At 73.0% G+C, this 18,045-nt stretch carries 16 protein-coding genes; 10 read left to right on the top strand and 6 right to left on the bottom strand.

Annotation, left to right across the window (positions count from 1 at the left end):
- Window positions 1–2: 2 nt before the first annotated feature.
- Window positions 3–647, top strand: coding sequence for an alpha/beta fold hydrolase (locus tag HNR30_RS29975; protein WP_181613413.1), 645 nt, complete (start codon window positions 3–5; stop codon window positions 645–647).
- Here the strand turns inward: HNR30_RS29975 and HNR30_RS29970 are convergent.
- The 3 genes from HNR30_RS29970 to HNR30_RS29960 are packed head-to-tail and all read right to left on the bottom strand — an operon-like array spanning window position 644 to window position 4,578.
- Window positions 644–2,242 (bottom strand): serine/threonine-protein kinase, encoded by a 1,599-nt coding sequence (locus tag HNR30_RS29970; protein ID WP_181613412.1) that lies wholly within the window; start codon window positions 2,240–2,242, stop codon window positions 644–646. The genes HNR30_RS29975 and HNR30_RS29970 overlap by 4 nt on opposite strands.
- Window positions 2,243–2,274: 32 nt before the next feature.
- Window positions 2,275–3,342 (bottom strand): hypothetical protein, encoded by a 1,068-nt coding sequence (locus HNR30_RS29965; protein WP_181613411.1) that lies wholly within the window; start codon window positions 3,340–3,342, stop codon window positions 2,275–2,277.
- Between the two features lie 51 nt (window positions 3,343–3,393).
- Complete coding sequence (locus tag HNR30_RS29960) at window positions 3,394–4,578, bottom strand: pyridoxal phosphate-dependent aminotransferase (protein WP_312894733.1); 1,185 nt, start codon at window positions 4,576–4,578, stop codon at window positions 3,394–3,396.
- Window positions 4,579–4,603: 25 nt separating this feature from the next.
- Between HNR30_RS29960 and HNR30_RS29955 the strand changes: the two genes are divergently transcribed.
- Genes HNR30_RS29955 through HNR30_RS29925 form a run of 7 tightly spaced genes read left to right on the top strand, consistent with a single transcriptional unit; the run spans window position 4,604 to window position 10,741 of the window.
- Entirely contained in the window at window positions 4,604–6,313 is a 1,710-nt protein-coding gene (locus HNR30_RS29955) for an alpha/beta fold hydrolase (protein ID WP_181613410.1), read from the top strand.
- Complete coding sequence (locus HNR30_RS50345) at window positions 6,310–7,182, top strand: DUF418 domain-containing protein (protein ID WP_181613409.1); 873 nt, start codon at window positions 6,310–6,312, stop codon at window positions 7,180–7,182. Before HNR30_RS29955 ends, HNR30_RS50345 begins: the two co-directional genes overlap by 4 nt.
- Window positions 7,142–7,933: a carbon-nitrogen hydrolase family protein gene (locus tag HNR30_RS29945; RefSeq protein ID WP_181613408.1), complete on the top strand. Its 792-nt coding sequence runs from the start codon at window positions 7,142–7,144 to the stop codon at window positions 7,931–7,933. Before HNR30_RS50345 ends, HNR30_RS29945 begins: the two co-directional genes overlap by 41 nt.
- Window positions 7,934–7,943: 10 nt before the next feature.
- Window positions 7,944–8,390 carry a hypothetical protein gene (locus HNR30_RS29940; protein ID WP_312894732.1) on the top strand — a complete coding sequence of 149 codons (447 nt, stop codon included), beginning with the start codon at window positions 7,944–7,946 and terminating at the stop codon, window positions 8,388–8,390.
- Complete coding sequence (locus HNR30_RS29935) at window positions 8,387–8,773, top strand: UCP033725 family protein (protein ID WP_181613407.1); 387 nt, start codon at window positions 8,387–8,389, stop codon at window positions 8,771–8,773. The genes HNR30_RS29940 and HNR30_RS29935 overlap by 4 nt, the downstream gene beginning before the upstream one ends.
- Before the next feature lie 43 nt (window positions 8,774–8,816).
- Entirely contained in the window at window positions 8,817–9,302 is a 486-nt protein-coding gene (locus HNR30_RS29930) for a sigma-70 family RNA polymerase sigma factor (RefSeq protein WP_181613406.1), read from the top strand.
- Entirely contained in the window at window positions 9,299–10,741 is a 1,443-nt protein-coding gene (locus tag HNR30_RS29925) for a hypothetical protein (protein WP_181613405.1), read from the top strand. Before HNR30_RS29930 ends, HNR30_RS29925 begins: the two co-directional genes overlap by 4 nt.
- Window positions 10,742–10,748: 7 nt before the next feature.
- Here the strand turns inward: HNR30_RS29925 and HNR30_RS29920 are convergent, their stop codons facing one another.
- Together HNR30_RS29920 and HNR30_RS29915 are read right to left on the bottom strand one after the other, a co-directional pair.
- Entirely contained in the window at window positions 10,749–12,227 is a 1,479-nt protein-coding gene (locus tag HNR30_RS29920) for a carboxyl transferase domain-containing protein (protein ID WP_181613404.1), read from the bottom strand.
- Window positions 12,224–13,435, bottom strand: a complete 1,212-nt coding sequence (locus HNR30_RS29915; protein WP_181613403.1) for a CaiB/BaiF CoA transferase family protein — start codon at window positions 13,433–13,435, stop codon at window positions 12,224–12,226. The genes HNR30_RS29920 and HNR30_RS29915 overlap by 4 nt, the downstream gene beginning before the upstream one ends.
- Before the next feature lie 89 nt (window positions 13,436–13,524).
- On the opposite strand from HNR30_RS29915, the gene HNR30_RS29910 reads away from it, so the two are divergent.
- Window positions 13,525–14,067: a uridine kinase family protein gene (locus HNR30_RS29910; protein ID WP_181613402.1), complete on the top strand. Its 543-nt coding sequence runs from the start codon at window positions 13,525–13,527 to the stop codon at window positions 14,065–14,067.
- Between the two features lie 67 nt (window positions 14,068–14,134).
- Window positions 14,135–16,081, top strand: coding sequence for a ligand-binding sensor domain-containing protein (locus HNR30_RS29905; RefSeq protein ID WP_181613401.1), 1,947 nt, complete (start codon window positions 14,135–14,137; stop codon window positions 16,079–16,081).
- On the opposite strand, the gene HNR30_RS29900 is transcribed toward HNR30_RS29905, so the two are convergent.
- Window positions 16,066–18,039, bottom strand: coding sequence for a PQQ-binding-like beta-propeller repeat protein (locus HNR30_RS29900; RefSeq protein ID WP_181613400.1), 1,974 nt, complete (start codon window positions 18,037–18,039; stop codon window positions 16,066–16,068). The genes HNR30_RS29905 and HNR30_RS29900 overlap by 16 nt on opposite strands.
- Window positions 18,040–18,045: the final 6 nt, after the last annotated feature.

Below are 18,045 nucleotides of genomic sequence, written 5' to 3'. Positions count from 1 at the left end.
GTGTGACCCTCGACTACCGCGAGCTGGGCTCCTCGACCACTCCACCGCTCGTCCTGCTGCACGGCCGCACCGCCAACCACAACGACTGGAACGGCGTGGTGCGCCCTCTGGCCGAACGGTTCCACGTCTACGCCGTGAGCATGCGCGGCCACGGCGACAGCGCCTGGCCGGGACACTACGCCTTCCAGGAGATGGCCGACGACATCGCGGGATTGCTCGACCTGATGGGCGTCGAGCAGGCCGCGGTCGTCGGCCACTCGCTGGGCGGCGTCGTCGCCTACTTCCTGGCCGCCACGCACCCTTCGCGCGTCGGCCGCCTGGTGCTGGAGGACCCTCCCCCGCCGCTGCCGCACCCCCACCGGCCCCCGCTCGTGCCCTCCGAGGAGTGGACCGGCTTCGACCACGCGATGATGTTCGCGACCGAGGAGCAGTTCGTCCGCTCCGACCCGGCCTGGCCGGGGCTGCTCAAGCAGATCACCGCGCCGACGCTGGTGTTGTCGGGCGGTTCTGCCAGCCACGTCGACTCCCCGGCGGTCGCCGACCTGATCCCCGGCGCCCAGCTGGTGACGATCGAGGTGGGGCATCTGATCCACTTCGACGACCCCGACGGGTTCCTGCGAGAGGTCCTGCGCTTCCTGGAGGCTTAGGCCCGCGTGCCGCGGGCCCGTACGGCACGCGCGAGCAGCACTCCGGTGATCAGCGCCAGCCAGACGGCCGCCAGGCCGCGGCTCACACAGGTCGCCGCGAGGACGATTCGCCAGTAGGCGGTGTCGCTCTGCTCCGTGATGACACCCGCGATCCACCCGAGGTCGCCCGCGAGCATGGTCAGCCCGGCCAGCGCACCTGCCGCGCAGGCGGTGACGCTCACGCGCGCCGACAGCAGCCCGGCCGCGAGGAACAGCAGGCCCTGCAGGATGGCCGCGGTCGCGCCCGCCATCAGCTGGGGCATCACCTCGTAGCCGTCGAAGGCGAAGTCCCACACCAGCTGCAGGGCGACCGTGGCGGTCAGGCCGACGACGGCGACGGCGACGCCGACCGCGGCGCGCCACAGGGCGGCGGCCAGAGCGGGGACGGCGAGCAGGAGGGCCACGTTGCGGATGGTCTCCCAGCGGGTCCAGCCGAACCTGGGCATGGTCTCGCCGTCGACGGCGAAGCGCAGGGCCAGCAGCGCCATGATCAGCGAGGCGAGGACGGCGGGGATCGCCAGGACCAGCGCGCTCGCCGCGACCGGCACCGACGGGAGGCGCAGGGCGCCGGGCGCGGGCGACGGGGTGGCGGGAGCCGAGGTGACGAAACGCGTGGGAGGCGCCGTCGACCAGGCGGGGCGGGGGTCGGCGGAGCGGAGGTCGGCGGGACGGCTCTCGGCGGGACGGCTCTCAGCGGGACGGCTCTCAGCGGGGCGAGGGTCCGCGGGGCGGCGGGGGCCGGGGAGCGTCGGGGCCTTCAGGGTGAGCGGTTCGCCGAGGAGGCGCTGCAGCAGGGCCTCGGCCGCGGGCCGTACCTCGGGCTCCTTGGCCAGGCACTCCTGCAGGATCGGCCGTAACCCGCCGGGCACCGCCGTCAGGTCGGGCTCGCGGGTGAGGATCGCGTGCATGAGCGACGGCAACGTCTGCCCGCGGAAGGCCTGCTGCCCGGTCGCCGCGTAGACCATCGTGCTCGCCCAGCTGAACAGGTCGGCCGCGGGTGTGAGCCGCCCGTCGTGGAACTGCTCGGGCGCCATGAACGCGGGCGTGCCGACGATGGAGTGCGTCGTCGTGTGGTCGAGCGCCCTGGCGATGCCGAAGTCGATCACCACGGGCCCCTCGGGACCCATGATGACGTTGCTCGGCTTGAAGTCGCGGTGCACGATGCCCGCCCGGTGGATGGCCGCCAGCGCCGTCAGCGTCGCCACCGCCAGGCGCTCCAGCCCGCTGCCCGCGCGCGGCCCCTCGCCGCGCACGAGCATCTCCAGCGACGGCCCCGGGATGTATTCGCTGACCAGGTAGGGCCGGTCGGCGGCCACGCCGACGTCGATCACGCGGGCGGTGGAGAACGGCGCGACCCTGCGCGCGGCGTCGGCCTCGCGCACGTAGCGGCGGTGCGCCTCGCCGTCGCCGACGCGGGCGTGCAGCAGCTTGACCGCCACCTGGCCGCCCTCCGGCGTGCGTGCGAGGTAGACCGAGCCCTGCCCGCCCCGGCCCAGCACGCCGGTCAGGTGATAGGCGCCGATCTCGCGGGGGTCGGCCGGGTCCAGAGCCTGCACGAGTCGACCCTATGACCGCGAGGGCGACGCCGTCATCCGGTCGCCCGGACGATCACCGCGCGGCGCCAGCCGCCGCTGGCGGACAGCTGTCCGGCCGCCCATCCCCCGGCGGCCATCGCCTCGATCGAGGTGAACTGCTTGCCAGGCGCGCCGGCCAGCGCGGGCAGCGGGGTGAGCGCCACGGGGGCTGCGCCCGGCCGGACGAACCAGCTCTGCCTGAGGCCGTAGCCGCTGGTCGCGTAGATGATCCGGCCCGGTCCCGCGTCGGCGACGCGCGGGCAGCAGTACTTCTCGCGGGCCGGGATCTTCACCTTGGACCAGCGTTTGCCGTCCCATCGCAGCAGGATCGAGGTGGCGGTCGGCTCCGGCTCGACCTCGCCGTGGTTGAAGGTGTGCTCGCCCACCGCCCAGGCGCCGGCGATGTGGTGGATCAGCGCCTCGGCCTCGGGTGCGGGGATGGCGAAGCGGTAGGTGGGGGTGGGGGTCAGCGTCCAGGTGGTCCCCTTGAGGAGCATGGCGGCGGGCTGGGCCTCCATGTCCTTGCCGACGCCCGGTCCCGAGGTGCGGTAGCCGGCGGCCCACAGGGCCTGGCCGGAGCGGCTCAGCGTCCGCGCGCGGGCGGGCAGCTTGACGGTGCTCCACGTGCTGCCGTTCCAGCGGGCGAGGGTGTCGTCGCCGTCGGCGATCCACAGGTCGGCGGCGCCGCGGGTCTCGGCGTCGAGGACCTCGTCCAGGGCGGGGAGCGCGCCGACCCGACGCCAGGCCTTGCCGTCGAAGCGGTGGACCTGCGTGGTGATCAGCCACACGTTCGCCGGTCCGGAGGCGGCCAGCCTCGGGGCGGAGCCGGCGGGGGCCGCCGTGGACGGCGCCGTCTGCTGGACCCACTTGACGCCGTCGAAGCGGGCCAGCAGCAGCTTCTCGCCTGCCGTACCGACGGCCCAGCCGTCCTTGGGCCCGGTGGTGACGATGTCGGTGAACCGGCCGTCGGGCGTGGGGTCGGCGTAGGAGTGGCGCCAGCCCGGCGCCTGGGCCGAGGCGGGTACGGCGGGTGCGGCCAGGGCGGCGAGGAGGAGCAGGGTGAGCAGGAGGGCGCGTGCCATCGGTCAACGGTAGGCGAGCGCCTCCCGCGCCACCAGGGTAAATGCACGTAGTCAGCGGCCCAGGACCTTGAGCCTGGCCACCGCCTCGTCGATCACCTCGTCCTTCTTGCAGAAGGCGAAACGCACGAAGTGGCTGCCGCGCTCGGGGTGGTCGTAGAAGACCTGGGTCGGGATGGCGACCACGCCGGCCAGCGCGGGCAGGTCGCGGGTCAGCTTCAGGCCGTCGGTGTGGCCGAGGGGCCTGATGTCGGTCTGCACGAAGTAGGTGCCCAGCGGCTTGAGCACCTCGAATCCGGCGGCGCGCAGGCCCTCCATGAGGCGGTCGCGCTTGCCCTCCAGTTCGGCGCGCAGGCCCGCGACCCAGTCGAGCTCGTGGCGCAGGCCGTGGGCGACGGCCAGCTGCCAGGGGGCGCTGGAGGTGAAGGTGAGGAACTGCTTGACCGTCTGGACCGCGCGCACCAGCGGCGCGGGCGCGCAGATCCAGCCGGTCTTCCAGCCGGTGACGGAGAAGGTCTTGCCAGCCGAGGAGATCATGACGGTGCGCTCGCGCATGCCGGGCAGGGTCGCCAGCGGGATGTGCTCGGCTCCGTCGAAGGTCAGGTGCTCGTAGACCTCGTCGGTGATCGCGGTCAGCCCGAACTCCTGGCACAGCCCCGCGATCTCGGTGAGCTCGTCGCGGGTGAAGACCGTGCCCGTGGGATTGTGCGGCGAGTTGACCAGGATGGCGCGGGTGCGCGGGGTGATCGCGGCGCGCAGCTCCGCCGGGTCGAAGGTGAAACGCCCCTCGACCGGCCGCAGGGTGACCGCCACCAGCCTCGCGCCGGCCAGCGCGATGGAGGCGGCGTAGGAGTCGTAGTACGGCTCGAACGCGATCACCTCGTCGCCCGGCTCGCACAGCGCCAGCACGCTCGCGGCGATGGCCTCGGTGGCGCCGACGGTGACGAGGATCTCGCCGCCGGGGTCGTAGGCCAGGCCGTAGTGGTCGCGTCGGTGGTCGGAGACGGCCTGGCGCAGCTCGGGGACGCCGGGCCCCGGAGGGTACTGGTTGGCGCCCGAGGCGATCGCCTCGGCCGCGCGGGCCAGCATCGACGCGGGCCCGTCGGTGTCGGGGAAGCCCTGGCCCAGGTTGATCGCACCCGTCTGGACGGCCAGCGCGCTCATCTCGGCGAAGATCGTGGTCCCGAAGCCGCGCATCCGGGCGACGAGGGGGTTCGGCGTGGCGCTATCAGTACTCACGTGGCCAGAATATTAGGCTCACCTCGTGATCTCCCGGCTTGTGCTCGCGCTGTCGTTCCTGTTATCCGCGCCCGCGGCCCCGCCCGAGATCGAATGGCAGGGCGGCTGCCCCGTCGCGGTGCCGAGCGGCACCCGTTGCGGCTTCCTGGTGGTGCCGGAACGCCGCGACAGACCCGGCAAGACGATCAAGGTGGGCTTCGCCCGCTTCTCCTCCCCCTCGATCCGCCGCAAGTCCGACCCGGTGGTCTTCACCGCGGGCGGGCCCGGCGCCGCGACATCGCAGCTCATCGGCACGCTGCGCCAGATGTTCCCCGACCGCGACGTGATCGCCCTGGAGCAGCGCGGCAGCCGTTTCTCCCGCCCCAGCCTCGGCTGCCCGGAAGCGGTCACGCGTCTCCTCGACCACCTGATCCCGCCTTCCGGCTCCGGCGAGCCTCCTCCGGAAACCTGCCTGGGACGGCTGCGCGAGGAGGGCGTGGACCTGCGCGGCTACACCACCGAGGAGATCGCCGCCGACGTCGTGGACCTGCGCCAGGCGCTGGGCTACCCGCAGTGGAACCTGTTCGGCGTCAGCTACTCCACCCGCTCGATGCTGCGGGCCGCCGCCCTGGACCCGGAGGGCACCCGCGCCGTCGTGCTCGACTCCTTCCTGCCCGAAAGTGTCGCCTGGTACGACGACGCCGAGCGCAACCTCCTCGACGTCATGGCCGCGCTGGGCGTGCGCGAGCGCTTCGAGCGGCTGGCCGCCCGCCTCGACGCCGCGCCGCTCTTCGTCGAGGCGCCCGACCCGCTGACCGAGGGCAGGCTCACCCTCACGCTGAGCGGGGGCGATCTGATGACCATCCTGGGCGAGGCGATCCGCGACGCCCGGGTGGCCGCGGCGCTGCCCGCCCTGATCGACGCTCTGGAGCACGGACGTCGCGAGGTGCTCCAGCCGATCCTCGACCGGGCGGCGCCGGCGCTGACGAGCTACGACTGGGGCCTCTACCACGCCGTGCAGTGCCAGGACGAGGTGCCGTTCAACGAGTTCGCCGCCGAGCCGCGCCTGTTCACCGCGCTGGAGGACAGGCGCACGTGCAAGGAGTGGAAGCTCAAGGCGAGCAAACCCGCCGAAGCGAGCACCGAGGCTCCGGTGCTGGTCGTCTCCGGGACGCTCGACCCGACCACGCCCAGCCGTACGGCCAGGCCGGCCGCCGGGCGGTTGCCCGCCGCCCGCTTCGTGGAGTTCCCCGGCGTCGGCCACGGTGTCTTCCTCACCAGCGTGTGCGGGCAGCGCACCATCGCCGCCTTCGTCGCCGACCCGGCCGCACCCGCGGCGGCGCCGTGCCCCGCGCCCTACGAGCGGGTCGAGGCCGGCGACGTGCACCTGACGGCCGCGCCGTACCGGCTGATGAGCGAGCCGTGGCTGGCCGCGCCGCTGGCGCTGTTCGCCCTGATCGCGGTGCTGCAGCTGGTGGCGGGCGGCGGGCACGGCTGGGCGCTGACCGCCTTCGCCGGGCTCAGCGGCCTGGCCTTCGCCGGGCTCACCCTCCAGATCGTCTACGGCCAGCTGGAGGAGAACGAGGTCGTGCTGGCGCTCGGCGTGCCGGCGGCGGTGTGGCCGGTCACGTGGCTGGCGATCCTGTCGGTGCTGCTGTCGGCGCTGTCGCTGCGCTTCAGGCGGCGATGGCCGCAGATCACCTCGGCCGTCGTCGGCGCCGGATTTCTCATATGGTGGTTCGTCTGGGCGATGTGAGCAGGATCCGGGAGCTCGACGCGCTCCGCGGCTTCGCGGTGTGCGGCATCATGCTGGTCAACACCTGGCAGCACAGCCAGACCTCGGACCCGGTGATCGAGACGCTGTTCCAGGGCCGTTTCTACCCGATCTTCTCGGCGTTGTTCGGCGTCAGCTTCGTGCTCATCCTGCGCACCGGCTCGCGCTGGGTGCTGCTGCGGCGGCTGGTCTGGCTGCTGTGCTTCGGGCTGATCGTGCGCATGTACTACCCGGGCGAGGTGCTCACCGACTACGCCGTGTGGGGCGCGGTGGCGTTGCTGCCCGCGTCGTTCGTGCCGGGGCCGCTGGTGGCGCTGCTGTCGGCGGCGGCCCTGTGGGCGGGGATGCGGGTCGGCGGAGGCGCCGCGCTCATCCCCGGCCTGCTGCTGGCCGGGATGGCCGTGATGGAGCTGCGGCCCTCACGCCGGTGGCTGCTGCCCGCCTTCGCCCTGTCGGCGGTGATGTCGGCCACCTTCACCTGGTTGTGGCTGGCCGAGCCGGAAGGGGCGCCGCTCAGCTCGTGGACTCTCTACAGCCTGGGCGCGCTCACGGGCGCCGCCGCCTACGCCACCGGCTTCCTGCTCCTGCCGCGCATGCGGATCTTCGAGCCGATGGGCCGCATGGCGCTGACCAACTACGTCTCCGGCACCGTCGTCATCACCTTCGTCACCCAGCCGGTCCTGGTCGTGGCCGGGATCACCATCGTCGCGCAGGCGCTGATCAGCTGGTGGTGGCTGCGCGCCTTCCGTTACGGCCCCCTGGAATGGGTCTGGCGCTGTCTGACGAGGCTCGAACGGGTATCTTTCCGACGTGACGACCATCGCCCTGTGCCAGATCCCGGTCTCCCCTGATCCCTCGGTCAACCTCAAGCGCGCTCAGGAGGCGCTCGCCCACGCGCGCGGCGCCGACCTGGCGATCTTCCCCGAGGCCACCCTCACCAGGTACGGCACGCGCATCACGGAGCTGGCCGAGCCCCTCGACGGCCCCTTCGTCACCGGCCTGGCCCAGGCGGCGCGCGAGCACGGCATCGCCGTCATCGCCGGGGTGTTCGAGCCGGGCGACGACCGCGTGCACAACACCGCCGTCGCCCTCGACGCCGACGGCGCGCTGCAGGCCGCCTACCGCAAGATCCACCTGTTCGACTCCTTCGGCGCCTCGGAGTCGTCGCTCGTCGCCCCGGGCGACCGGCCGACCGTCGTCGAGCTGGCCGGGCTGCGCGTCGGCCTGGTCACCTGCTACGACATCCGCTTCCCCGAGCTCACCCGCGCCCTGGTCGACCAGGGCGCCGACCTGTTCGCGGTGATCGCGGCCTGGGGGTCGGGCGTGCTGAAGGAGGACCACTGGATCACCCTCGTGCGTGCCCGCGCCCTGGAGAACACCATGTGGACCGCCGCGGTCGGGCAGGCACCCAACCCGCAGGAGTCGCCCGACGGCTTCGGCATCGGGCGCAGCATGCTCGTCGACCCGCTGGGCGTGGTCCGCGCGGATCTGGGCAGTGGAGCCGGCGTTCAGCTTGTACGGATAGACCCGGAACTGACGGCTTCGGCCCGGAGAACACTGCCGTGCCTGGAACACCGCGTGCTGGGAGTCAACAGATCGTAAAGTAGGGATCGTGAGCGGAACGCAGATGCAGAAAGTGGTGCCACCGCATCTGCTGGTGCCCTACCTGTCAGGCAAGCGCACCATCGTGTCCGGCTACGTCTACCGCGTGCAGGACTGCGCCAGGCTCACCACGCCCAAGCAGCTCTACCACGGACTCGACCTGTCCTTCGACGGCAGCCAGCTGACCGCCGCCGTGCCGGAGCTGTACGTCATGCGCTGGTACGCCCGCGACGTCGACACCTACGCCGTGCCGTACGGCCCGCACATGGGCGGCGACTGGAGCGACGTGGCCCCCTTCGCCGGCAACGGATTCACCACCTCGCGCGACCACGTCGTGCCGCAGTTCCACACCATGCCCATGCCGATCCCGGCGGGGGCGCAGATCATGCACGTGACCGGCGAGCGGTGGCGCTCCTTCGCCGAGTACGACGGCCTGACCTGGCGGCCGGCCGCATGAGCGCCATCATCTCCAACGGCTTCGTGGCCAAGTACGGCGACGACAGCTTCCCCGCGGCGCTCGGGCCCGACAGCGACCAGGTCGTGCTCTTCAGCGAGTCGGAACGCGACGGCTTCGAGCAGGCCTCGGGCTACTGGCGGCGCGGCGTGCACCGCTCGGAGCTGGAGTGGCTGGTGCTGGTGCGCACGGTCGGCGCGTTCGGCGGCGAGCCCTGCGTGGTCCTCGACGAGGACGAAAGCGGCCTGCACATCGCCTATCTCGGCCACAGCGGCATGAAGGCCGAGGCCCTGGGCTACTGGATGGTCGACCACGGCGCCTACGAGGTGATCGTCCCAGCTGAGGAGGTCTTCTCCATCAGGGTGGAGCGGATACCCGTTCCTTAACCCGTGTCAACGCACACGCGGTTCGCGTGTCTCTAAGAGCGTGATGGAATCCCCGACGGTGGCGCGCGAGACCCCCTCCTTCGCAGAGCTGTTCGCCTCGCAGTACGCCGCCATGGTGCGGCTGGCCGGCCTGCTCGGCGCCGACGACCCGGAGGACATCGCCCAGGAGGCCTTCGCCCGGCTGCACCGCCGCACCCTGCGCGACGCCGGCTCCAGCCTGGCCTACCTGCGCTCGACCGTCTGCAACCTGACCCGCAACCGCATACGGCACCTGCGGATCGCGCGGTTACGCAGGCCGGAACCCCCCGAGCCGGTCCCCAGCGGGGAACACCAGGCGCTCGTGGCCGAGCAGCACCGCGAACTGCTCGGCGCCCTCGACCGCCTGCCCCGCCGCCAGCGCGAGGCGCTCGTGCTGCGCTACTGGCTCGACCTGTCCGAGCGGGAGATCGCCGAGGCGATGGGAGTCTCCGCCGGCTCGGTCAAGACCCACATGAGCCGCGCCCTGGCCACCCTGAGGGGAACGCTGTGAACGACATCGAGGAGCGCCTGCGCGCGGCGCTGCACGCGCGGGCGCAGACCTACGACATCAGCCCCGGCGCCTGGCACGAGGTGCGCCGCCGCACCGAGCGGGGCGGGCGCGCGCGGTTGTGGCTGCCGGCGGCGCTGGCCGTCGCGGTGGCGGCCGCCCTGGTGGCGCCCGCCGTGTCGCGGACCGATCCGCCGCGGCCGGACGCCGCAGCGGATCCGGTGATCGACCAGCTCACGGCAGGCAGCAGCCCCCTGGGCGGGCCGGTCACCCTGGACGATCCCTCCGGGGTCGAGTTGTGGTTCGCCCGTGGGCGCCAGGGCGAGGTGGAGGTGTGCTTCCGCATCGACAGGCCGCGCTCGGGCGGCTGCCGGATCACCGCGGGCTTCGAGCTGAGCTCGCAGCAGGCCCTGTACATGGGCACCACCGAGGTGGCGGGTGCCGAGGAGTTCGTCGACTACGGGGTCTTCCGCGGGGAGCCTGCCACCGTCACCGCGCTGACCAGGGACGGATCGGTGGTCGAGGGCAGCATGGAGCAGCCGCCCGGGGCGCCGATGCCGATCTGGTCGATCCCGCTGAAGGCCGCCGACCAGGTCGGCGAGATCCGGTTCACCGGCGCGGAGGGCGGGCAGCTGGCCGTCCTCAGGCGCGCGTCGCTGCCCGATCCCCCGGCGCCGGCGGACCCGGCGTTGACCCTGCCGGGCGGGCTCCTGGCATATCGCGCCGAGGGGCCGGAGGACGTGCTCTTCACCCGCCGGGGCATGCCGCTCGGCAGGACCCCGCTCGACCCCGTCCAGACGCCGCGCCTGATCCCCGGCGAGGGCTTGCTGTTCGGCGTCGTCTCCGGGGCGACCGCCCACGTGACGGTCACCTTCCACGACGGCGAGAAGGGGGTGGACACCGTGCCCGATCCCTGGGGGCTCGGGCTGGCCCTGTTCGCCCTGCCGGACGGGGAGACGGCCATGACCTCCTGGGCGGGCCTCGACGCGTCGGGCACCGAGCTGTGGCGGGTGCGCACCGAGGTGGACGAGGAGTACTTCACCAGGTGGCGGATCGGCGAGCCGGTCACCGTGCCCGGCAGCGAGGGTTCCGTAGGCGGGCCCTTCCGGCTCTGGTGGGCCGACGTGCCTGGCCAGGGGCGGCAGGTCTGCGGCACGCTGGGCTGCGTGCCTTCCTCTCAGGACGCGCTCGGCCCGTCGGGCGCCAGGATCACCACCTACCTTCCCGAGGGAGCCGAGGTCACGAGGTACGGCGCGGCCGGCGAGGGCTGGACGTCCGTCACCGCGGTCGCCGCCGACGGGCGGCGCTTCCCCGGCAGCTTCGTGCGGCCACCGGGGGCGGCGTACCGGCTCTGGTTCCTGCGCTACCCGCGTGACGCGCGGATCGCCGCCATCGCCGTGGGTCACGGGGACGGCGAGAAGGAGCGGCTGCACCCCCAGTGAGCGGGCCCTAGCTGTAGCGGGACAGGCGGGCCGTGCGGCGCTCGGCCGGGTCGCGGGCGAGCAGCCCGGCGATCTCGTACTCCAGGGTGGCGCCCACCCGCTCGCAGAACGCGCGCGGCTCGTAGGCGGCGTCGGGACGTTCGGGGACGACGCGGTCGACGATGCCGGCGGCGCGCAGGTCGGTCGCGCGCACCCGCTGGGCCTGGGCGATCTCCGGGGCGAAGTCGACGCTGCGGTAGAGGATCGCCGAGGCCCCCTCGGGAGGCAGCGGCGACAGCCAGGCGTGCTGCGCGGCCACCACCCGGTCGGCCGGCAGCAGCGCCAGCGCCCCGCCACCGGCGCCCTCGCCGAGCAGCAGGCAGACGGTGGGGGCCTCCAGCATGACCAGGTCGGCCAGGCAGCGGGCGATCTCGGCGGCCAGCCCGCCCTCCTCCGCCGCCTTCGACAACGCGGCGCCGGCGGTGTCGATCACGGTCACGAGCGGCAGGCCGAGCTCGGCGGCCAGGCGCATGCCGCGGCGGGCCACGCGCAGCCCGGCGGGACCCAGGGGCGCGATGGCCCGCTGCCTGCGCCGGTCCTGGCCCAGGACCACGGCGGGTGCGCTGCCGAACCTGGCCAGCGCCAGCAGCAGTCCGGGGTCGTGCTCGCCCTCGCCGGTGCCGTTGAGCGGGGTGACCTCGCGCGCGGCGAGCTTGAGCAGGGCGCGCACGCCGGGCCGGTCGTCGCGCCTGGAGCGGGTGATGGCCTCCCACGCCTCGACCGGCCGCAGGTCCTCCTCGGGCTCCTCCGGCCGGGGCTCGGTCAAGGCGTCGTCGCGGCACAACACGTTCAGGGCGCGGATGGCCACGGCGCGCGCGTCGGCGGCGTCGACCACCGCGTCGACCAGCCCGTGGCTGAACAGGTTCGCCGCCGTCTGCACCCCCTCGGGAAAGGGGTAGCCGTGCAGCGACTCGAACACCCGAGGGCCCAGGAAGCCGATGAGCGCCTCCGGCTCGGCGGCCGTCACGTGGCCGAGCGAGCCCCAGCTGGCGAACACCCCGCCGGTCGTCGGGTGCCGGAGGTACACCACGTACGGCAGCCCGGCGCCCCGGTGCAGCTGGACCGCCGCCGTGATCTTGACCATCTGGACGAAGGCGGGCGCCCCCTCCTGCATCCGGGTCCCCCCGCTGGCCGGGGCGGCCAGCAGCGGCAGCCGCTCGGCGGTGGCCCGGTGGATCGCCCTGGCGATCCGGTCGGCGGCGGCCACCCCAATCGACCCGGCCAGGAAGGCGAACTCGCTGACCACGATGGCCACCCGCCGCCCGTCGAGCAGCCCCTCGCCGGTGATCACCGACTCGTCGCATCCCGACTTGGCGCGAGCCGCGGCCAGCTCCTCGGCGTAGGAGGATCCGGGCGGCGCCGGGTCGGCGATCGGGCCGTCCCACGAGCGCCACGAGCCGTCGTCGAGGACCGTGGCGATCAGCGTGCGCGCGTCGGGACGGCTCACCTGCCCCCCTCGGTTTCGTCCGCGGCCGTGGATCTGTGCTCGCCCCCCGATGCCGCCTCCTGCTCGGCCCTGGCCAGCCAGTCGAGGACGGCGTCGCGGTCGGCCCCGAGCTGCGGCGGCGCCGTGTGGTGGAATCCGGGGTGGTCGTCGAAGCGCAGCGGCGGACCCGGCAGCTCGATCGTCCCCAGCACGGGGTGCTCGACCTCGACGAGCAGGCCCTGGGAGCGGGTCTGCTCCCAGGCGTAGACCTCGTCGATCGAGCGGATGGCCCCGGCCGGGATGCCCAGCTCGGCCAGGCGCTCCAGCCAGTGGGCGCGGTCGTGGGCGGCCAGGGCCTTCTCGATGTCGGCGATCAGCTCGTCGCGGTGGGCGAACCGTTCGCGATTGGTGGCGTAGCCGGGCTTGTCGAGGTCGAGCAGGGCGGCCACCTTGCGCCACTGGTTCTCGTTGGCGACGGCGATCTGGATCATGCCGTCGGCGCAGCGGAAGGCGCCGTAGGGAGCGATGGAGGCGTGGTGGTTGCCGCCCGCGCGGGGCACCTGGCCGCCGACGGTCCAGGCGGTGCCGTGGTAGGAGTGCACGCCGGTCACGGCGGCCAGCAGCGAGGTGCGCACGACGGTGCCGTGTCCGGTGCGCTCGCGTTCGTACAACGCGGCGGCCACGCCGTAGGCGCCGTGGATCCCGGCCAGCAGGTCGGCGATGGAGGCGCCCACGCGGTACGGCTCGCCGGGGCCCGGACCGGTCAGCGACATGAGGCCGGCCTCGCCCTGGGCGATCTGGTCGTATCCGGGCCTGCCGCCCTCGGGGCCGTCGTGGCCGAAGCCGGTGATCGACAGGATCACCAGGCGCGGGTTGAGCTCGTGGAGCCTGCCGACGGTGAAGCCGAGCCTGTCGAGGACGCCGGTGCGGAAGTTCTCGATCAGCACGTCGCTGCGCCGGACGAGCCGTTCGATGAGCTCCTTGCCCTCGGGGGTCTTGAGGTCGACGGCGATCGACTGCTTGTTGCGATTGGCCGCCAGGAAATAGGTCGAAATATCACCCGATGGTCCGGCGAACGGCGGTCCCCATCCCCGTGACTCGTCCCCGCCGTCGGGATGCTCCACCTTGATCACCCTGGCGCCCAGGTCACCCAGCATCTGGGCGGCGTGCGGGCCCGCCAGCGCGCGAGACAGATCAAGGACGACGATGTCACCGAGGGGTCCGTGCAAGGTCAGCCTCCACGTGGGTCGAAGCCACCATCATCCCTCATGCCCGGCGCTGCGGCTCCGGCCGGTCCTGACGTGGGAAGATCGGCCCGATGGTGAACTTCGCCGAGCTGGCGTCCCGCATCCGCTCCCTGGCTCCGTCGTGCGGACCGGCGCGGCTGGTCGCCGTCGACGGGCCCGCGGGATCCGGCAAGACCACCTTCGCCCTGGCTCTCGGCGAGGAGCTGGGCGCGCAGGTGGTGCGCAGCGACGACTTCCCCGTGCCCTGGGACGAAGGGCCTGGCGCCTGGTTCCCCGCCCTGGAGCGGGCGGTGCTCGTCCCGCTGGCCGCCGGCCGTACGGGGAGCTTCCGCCGTTACGACTGGGTGCGCGACGCCTACGCCGAGGTGGTGACCGTCCCGCCCGCGCCGGTGCTCCTCATCGAGGGCGTCGGTACGGCCAGGCGTTCGGCCGCCCACCTGCTCGCCTGGACCGTGTGGGTCGAGGCCCCCGAGCCCGTGCGGTGGCGGCGGGTCGCCGAGCGCGACGGCCCCGGCCTGGAGCGGCAGTGGCGCACCTGGTTCGCCGCCGAGCGCGAGTGGTTCGCCGCCGACGGCACCCGGGAGCGCGCCGACGAGATCGTCACGACGGCCTGACGCCCTTGCCAGGCCCTCCGCCGAAGATTACGGTCAAGACCGTATCATCGATCCTTTGGAGGATGGCATGCTCCCCAAGCTGGCAGTGCTCCTGTTAGCTTTCTCCCTCACCAGCGCGGTCCAGGCCGAATCCGCATCAGCCGCTCCACCGACCGGCTGCGGCTTCTCCACCCTCGGCACCCTCCCCCTCACCGGCGCCACCACGGCGGGCACCGCGCTCGACCGAAGTCACCCGGCGGGCCCGCGCGTCTACTCGGTGACCTCCAGCGCCTCCGGCCCCGCCCAGCTCGGCATCCGCGACGCCCTCGACGGCAGCCTCATCGCCGAGCGACCGCTGCCGCTCGCCCTGGGCTCGTGGGCCGTCTCCGTCGCCCCCGACCACAGCGTCTACGTCGGCAGCTACAACGCCACGGCCGGCGCGATGGGCCGCCTGTTCCGCTACCTGCCCGACCAGGACAAGGTCGTGGAACTGGGCATCCCCATCGCCACCGAGACCTTCGTGTGGACCGTGGCCGCCACCGCCGACGCCGTCTACGGCGGCACCTCCCCCGGCGGCAAGCTGTTCCGCTACGACCCCGCCACCGGCACCACCACCGACCTGGGCAACCCGGTGCCCGGCGAGCAGTTCGTCCGCGACCTGGCCGTCGGCCCCGACGGCACGCTCTACGCCGGCATGGGCGCCTCCAGCATGAAGATCGCGGTGGTCGGCGAGACCGGCACGACCGTCATCGACCCGCCCGTGCAGGGCAGCGGCTACGCCTACGACCTCGACGTGGTCGGCCGCCACCTGCTCGTGCGCTTCGGCCGCAGCGACGGCACCAACCCCATGGGCGTCTACGACCTGGAGCGCCGCGTCTGGAAGGACGTGGTCGACGACGTCGACAGCCTGACCGTCGGCGGCGGCAGGCACGGGCGCCACGCCTACCTCTTCCAGCACGAGGAACTCGTCAGATACGACCTCATCACCGGCACGATCACGAAGCTGGGATTCACCGACTACGGCGGCGCCGCCAGAACCCTCGGCTGGGTCGGCGACACCCTCATCGGCACCGGCTCGACGGGCCGCCTCTGGCACTACGACCGCAAGAGCGGCAAGGGCAGGCTCCTGGAAGGCACGCTGACCGGCCAGCCCGTCAGCATCCGCTCCCTCGGCAACGGCCCCGACGGCCGCGTCTACGGCGGAGGCTTCTTCACCGGCGGCCTGGCCGCCTACGACCCGGCGACCGGCGAGTCCCAGTTCTGGCCCAACGTCGGCCAGAGCGAGGGCATCACCACCCACAAGGGCAAGCTCTACCTGGGCGTCTACCCGGGAGCCCGGATCTACGAGTTCGAGAACGGCACCCCGAAACTGCTGGCCAACCTGAGCGAGCAGGAGCAGGACCGCCCGTTCGCGATGGTCTCGGCGGGCGACTGGCTGGCCTTCGGCACCGTGCCCAAGTCCGGCACGCTCGGCGGGGCGCTCAGCCTGCTCGACCCCGCGACCGGCGCCCTCAGGGTCAGGCGCGGCATCATCCCGGGCCAGTCGGTGATCGGCCTGGCCTACCGCGACGGCGTCGTCTACGGCGCCACCAGCGCCTTCGGCGGCATCAGCACGCCCCAGGGACAGGGCACGCTGTTCGCCTACGACATCGCCACCGACGCGCTCAAGTGGCAGACCGTCCCGGTCGAGGGCGACCTGTCGCTCGGCTCGATCACCTTCGACGACCAGGGCAGGCTGTGGGGCCTGACCCCCGACGCGCTCTACGAGGTCGACCCGGCCACCGGCCGGACCCTGCGTGTCTCCAAGCACGGCACCTACCCTTGGTCCACCGCCGTCCAGGTGTGGCTCGACACCAACATCGTCTTCCACAACGGCTACCTGTGGGGCAAGGTCCAGGGCAAGGCCTACCGCATCGACCGGGCGACGATGGCGCTGAGCCTCATCGCCCGGCCGATCTCCAACCTGCTCAAGGGCCCTGACGGGCACCTGTACCTGTCACGCAACGAGAACTTCTACACCTACCGGATCTGCTGAAGCCGGAACAGCCGGGAACCCTCGGCGAAGTAGACGTCCCCCGACCTGTGCACCGCGAGGTGGTGCACAGGTCCTTCCTTCAGTACGGCATGGCGGCGCGTGCGCGGGTCGAGCGAGAACAGCGACTGGCCGGCGTGCGCGCCGTACAGCTTGCGGTCCTGGCGGTTGAAGGCCAGCTGACCACTGGCGCTCTTCGACGCCGACAGCGTCACCCGCGACACGACCTTGCGGCTGCCCGGGTCCACGCCGAACACCTCGCCGCCGGCGATGCCCCACAACCGGCCGCGGTCGTCGAACGTCAGCGCCGGGATGGCGGGCTTGCCGGGCGCCGGGACCATCTCCCACAGCAGCCTGTTCTGCGCCACCGACCAGGCGAAGAGCCTGGCCTCCGTCTGGGTGGGCGGCGTGGCGCTCTGGCCGCTGTAGATCGAGGTGCCGCCGTAGACGACGCCGTCGCGGTAGGCCAGCGAGACGATGCTCTGGTCGGGGATGACGTGGCGCTGCGACGTGACGTTCTCGCCGTCGTAGAGCGCCAGCACGCCGCCGAGGTGGCCCAGGTCGGGCATGGTGCCCACGGCCAGGTAGCGGCCCGCCGAGACCATGGCGCGCGGCCGGATCTGGTGGTCGGCGGCGAAGTCGAAGAGCCGCGCGGGGTTGGCCGCGGGCCCCGGCTCCGGGCTGGGAGAGTACTCGGTGCTGTTCCACGGCAGCGCGGGGTCGTAGCCGTACACGCGGGCCTCGGGGTAGGCGCCGACGTACAGCTTGCCGTCGTGGGTGGTCATGTCCTCGCTCTGGGAGAAGGTGTGGAACTCCTCCCGCTCCCCGCTCTGCGGGTTGATCGCGGCGAAGCCGCCGTTGAGGAAGCCGCCCAGGTAGACGCGCCCGTCGGGCCCTTCCGACATCGCGGTCACGTCGATGGGCTCGCCGCGCACGCCGGTCTGCACGAAGCTCCTGGCCCCGGTCTCGGGGTTGTAGCGGAACATCAGGCCGCGCCACAGCAGGCCCACGATGCTCTTGCCGGGGTAGTCGGGCAGGCCGAGCTCGGCCCAGCCGATGCCGCGCGTGTTGGAGACCCGGCCGGTGAACGGCATGCCGGTGGAGGTGACGGTGCGGGTGCGCGGGTCGTAGCGGACCAGCTCGCCGCCCTTTACAAAGTAGATTCGCCCCTCGGCGTCGGGAGGCGAGACGTCCAGCCCGTGCGCCTGGTCGAGGGCGTCCACCCACTGGCGGGCGGCGATGTCCCACACGTGCAGCGGGCCGGGGGTGGCGCCGCCGTAGCGGACGTAGAGGTAGCCGTCGACGGCGTTGACGTCGTAGGCCCACTTGCCCACCGGGTCCAGGCCGGGCGGGGTGGGCAGCTCGACCGACTGGCCACTGGCGACGTCGACCTCGAAGACCTTCGCGGGCGCCTCGGTGCCCGCGTAGATCTTGCCGCCGGTCACCGACACGCTGCGGACGTAGGCGTGGGTGGCCGACAGCTTGCCGTAGTCGCGTACCCCGGTGGCCGGGTCGTAGCCGAACAGCCGGCCGCCCGGCGAGGTGCCGCCGTAGACCGTGGCGCCCTCACCGGCGGCGACCGACCAGATGAAGTTCTCCGAGGCGATGGGCCGCCCCAGGTCCTGCACGCCCGCGGCCGTCCACCGGTACAGCCGCCCGTCGCCGTAGGAGCCGACGTAGACGCTGCCGTCGGGGGTGGCCTCGACGGCCCACGAGCCGCCCGCCTCCGGCAGGTCGTAGCGGGCGACCTCGGCTCCGGTGGCCGGGTCCACGGCGTTGAGGTGGGCGGGGGCGCCCGACGAGGCGCCCCAGAGCACCGTCCTGCCGTCCGGCCCGGGGGCGACGGTGCCGCCGATCAGCAGCACGTCTTGCAGGGGGACGCCCAGGTCCTGGATCCGGTCGCCGGGCGAGGCGTGCGCGGGTGCCGCCGAGGCGGCAACCACGAGCAGAGCCACTAACACGCGTCG

The organism is Nonomuraea soli (genome assembly GCF_013761175.1).
Lineage (GTDB): Bacteria > Actinomycetota > Actinomycetes > Streptosporangiales > Streptosporangiaceae > Nonomuraea > Nonomuraea soli.
The sequence above is the reverse complement of the archived record's forward strand: the minus strand, read 5'-3'. Positions and strand labels throughout refer to the sequence as shown.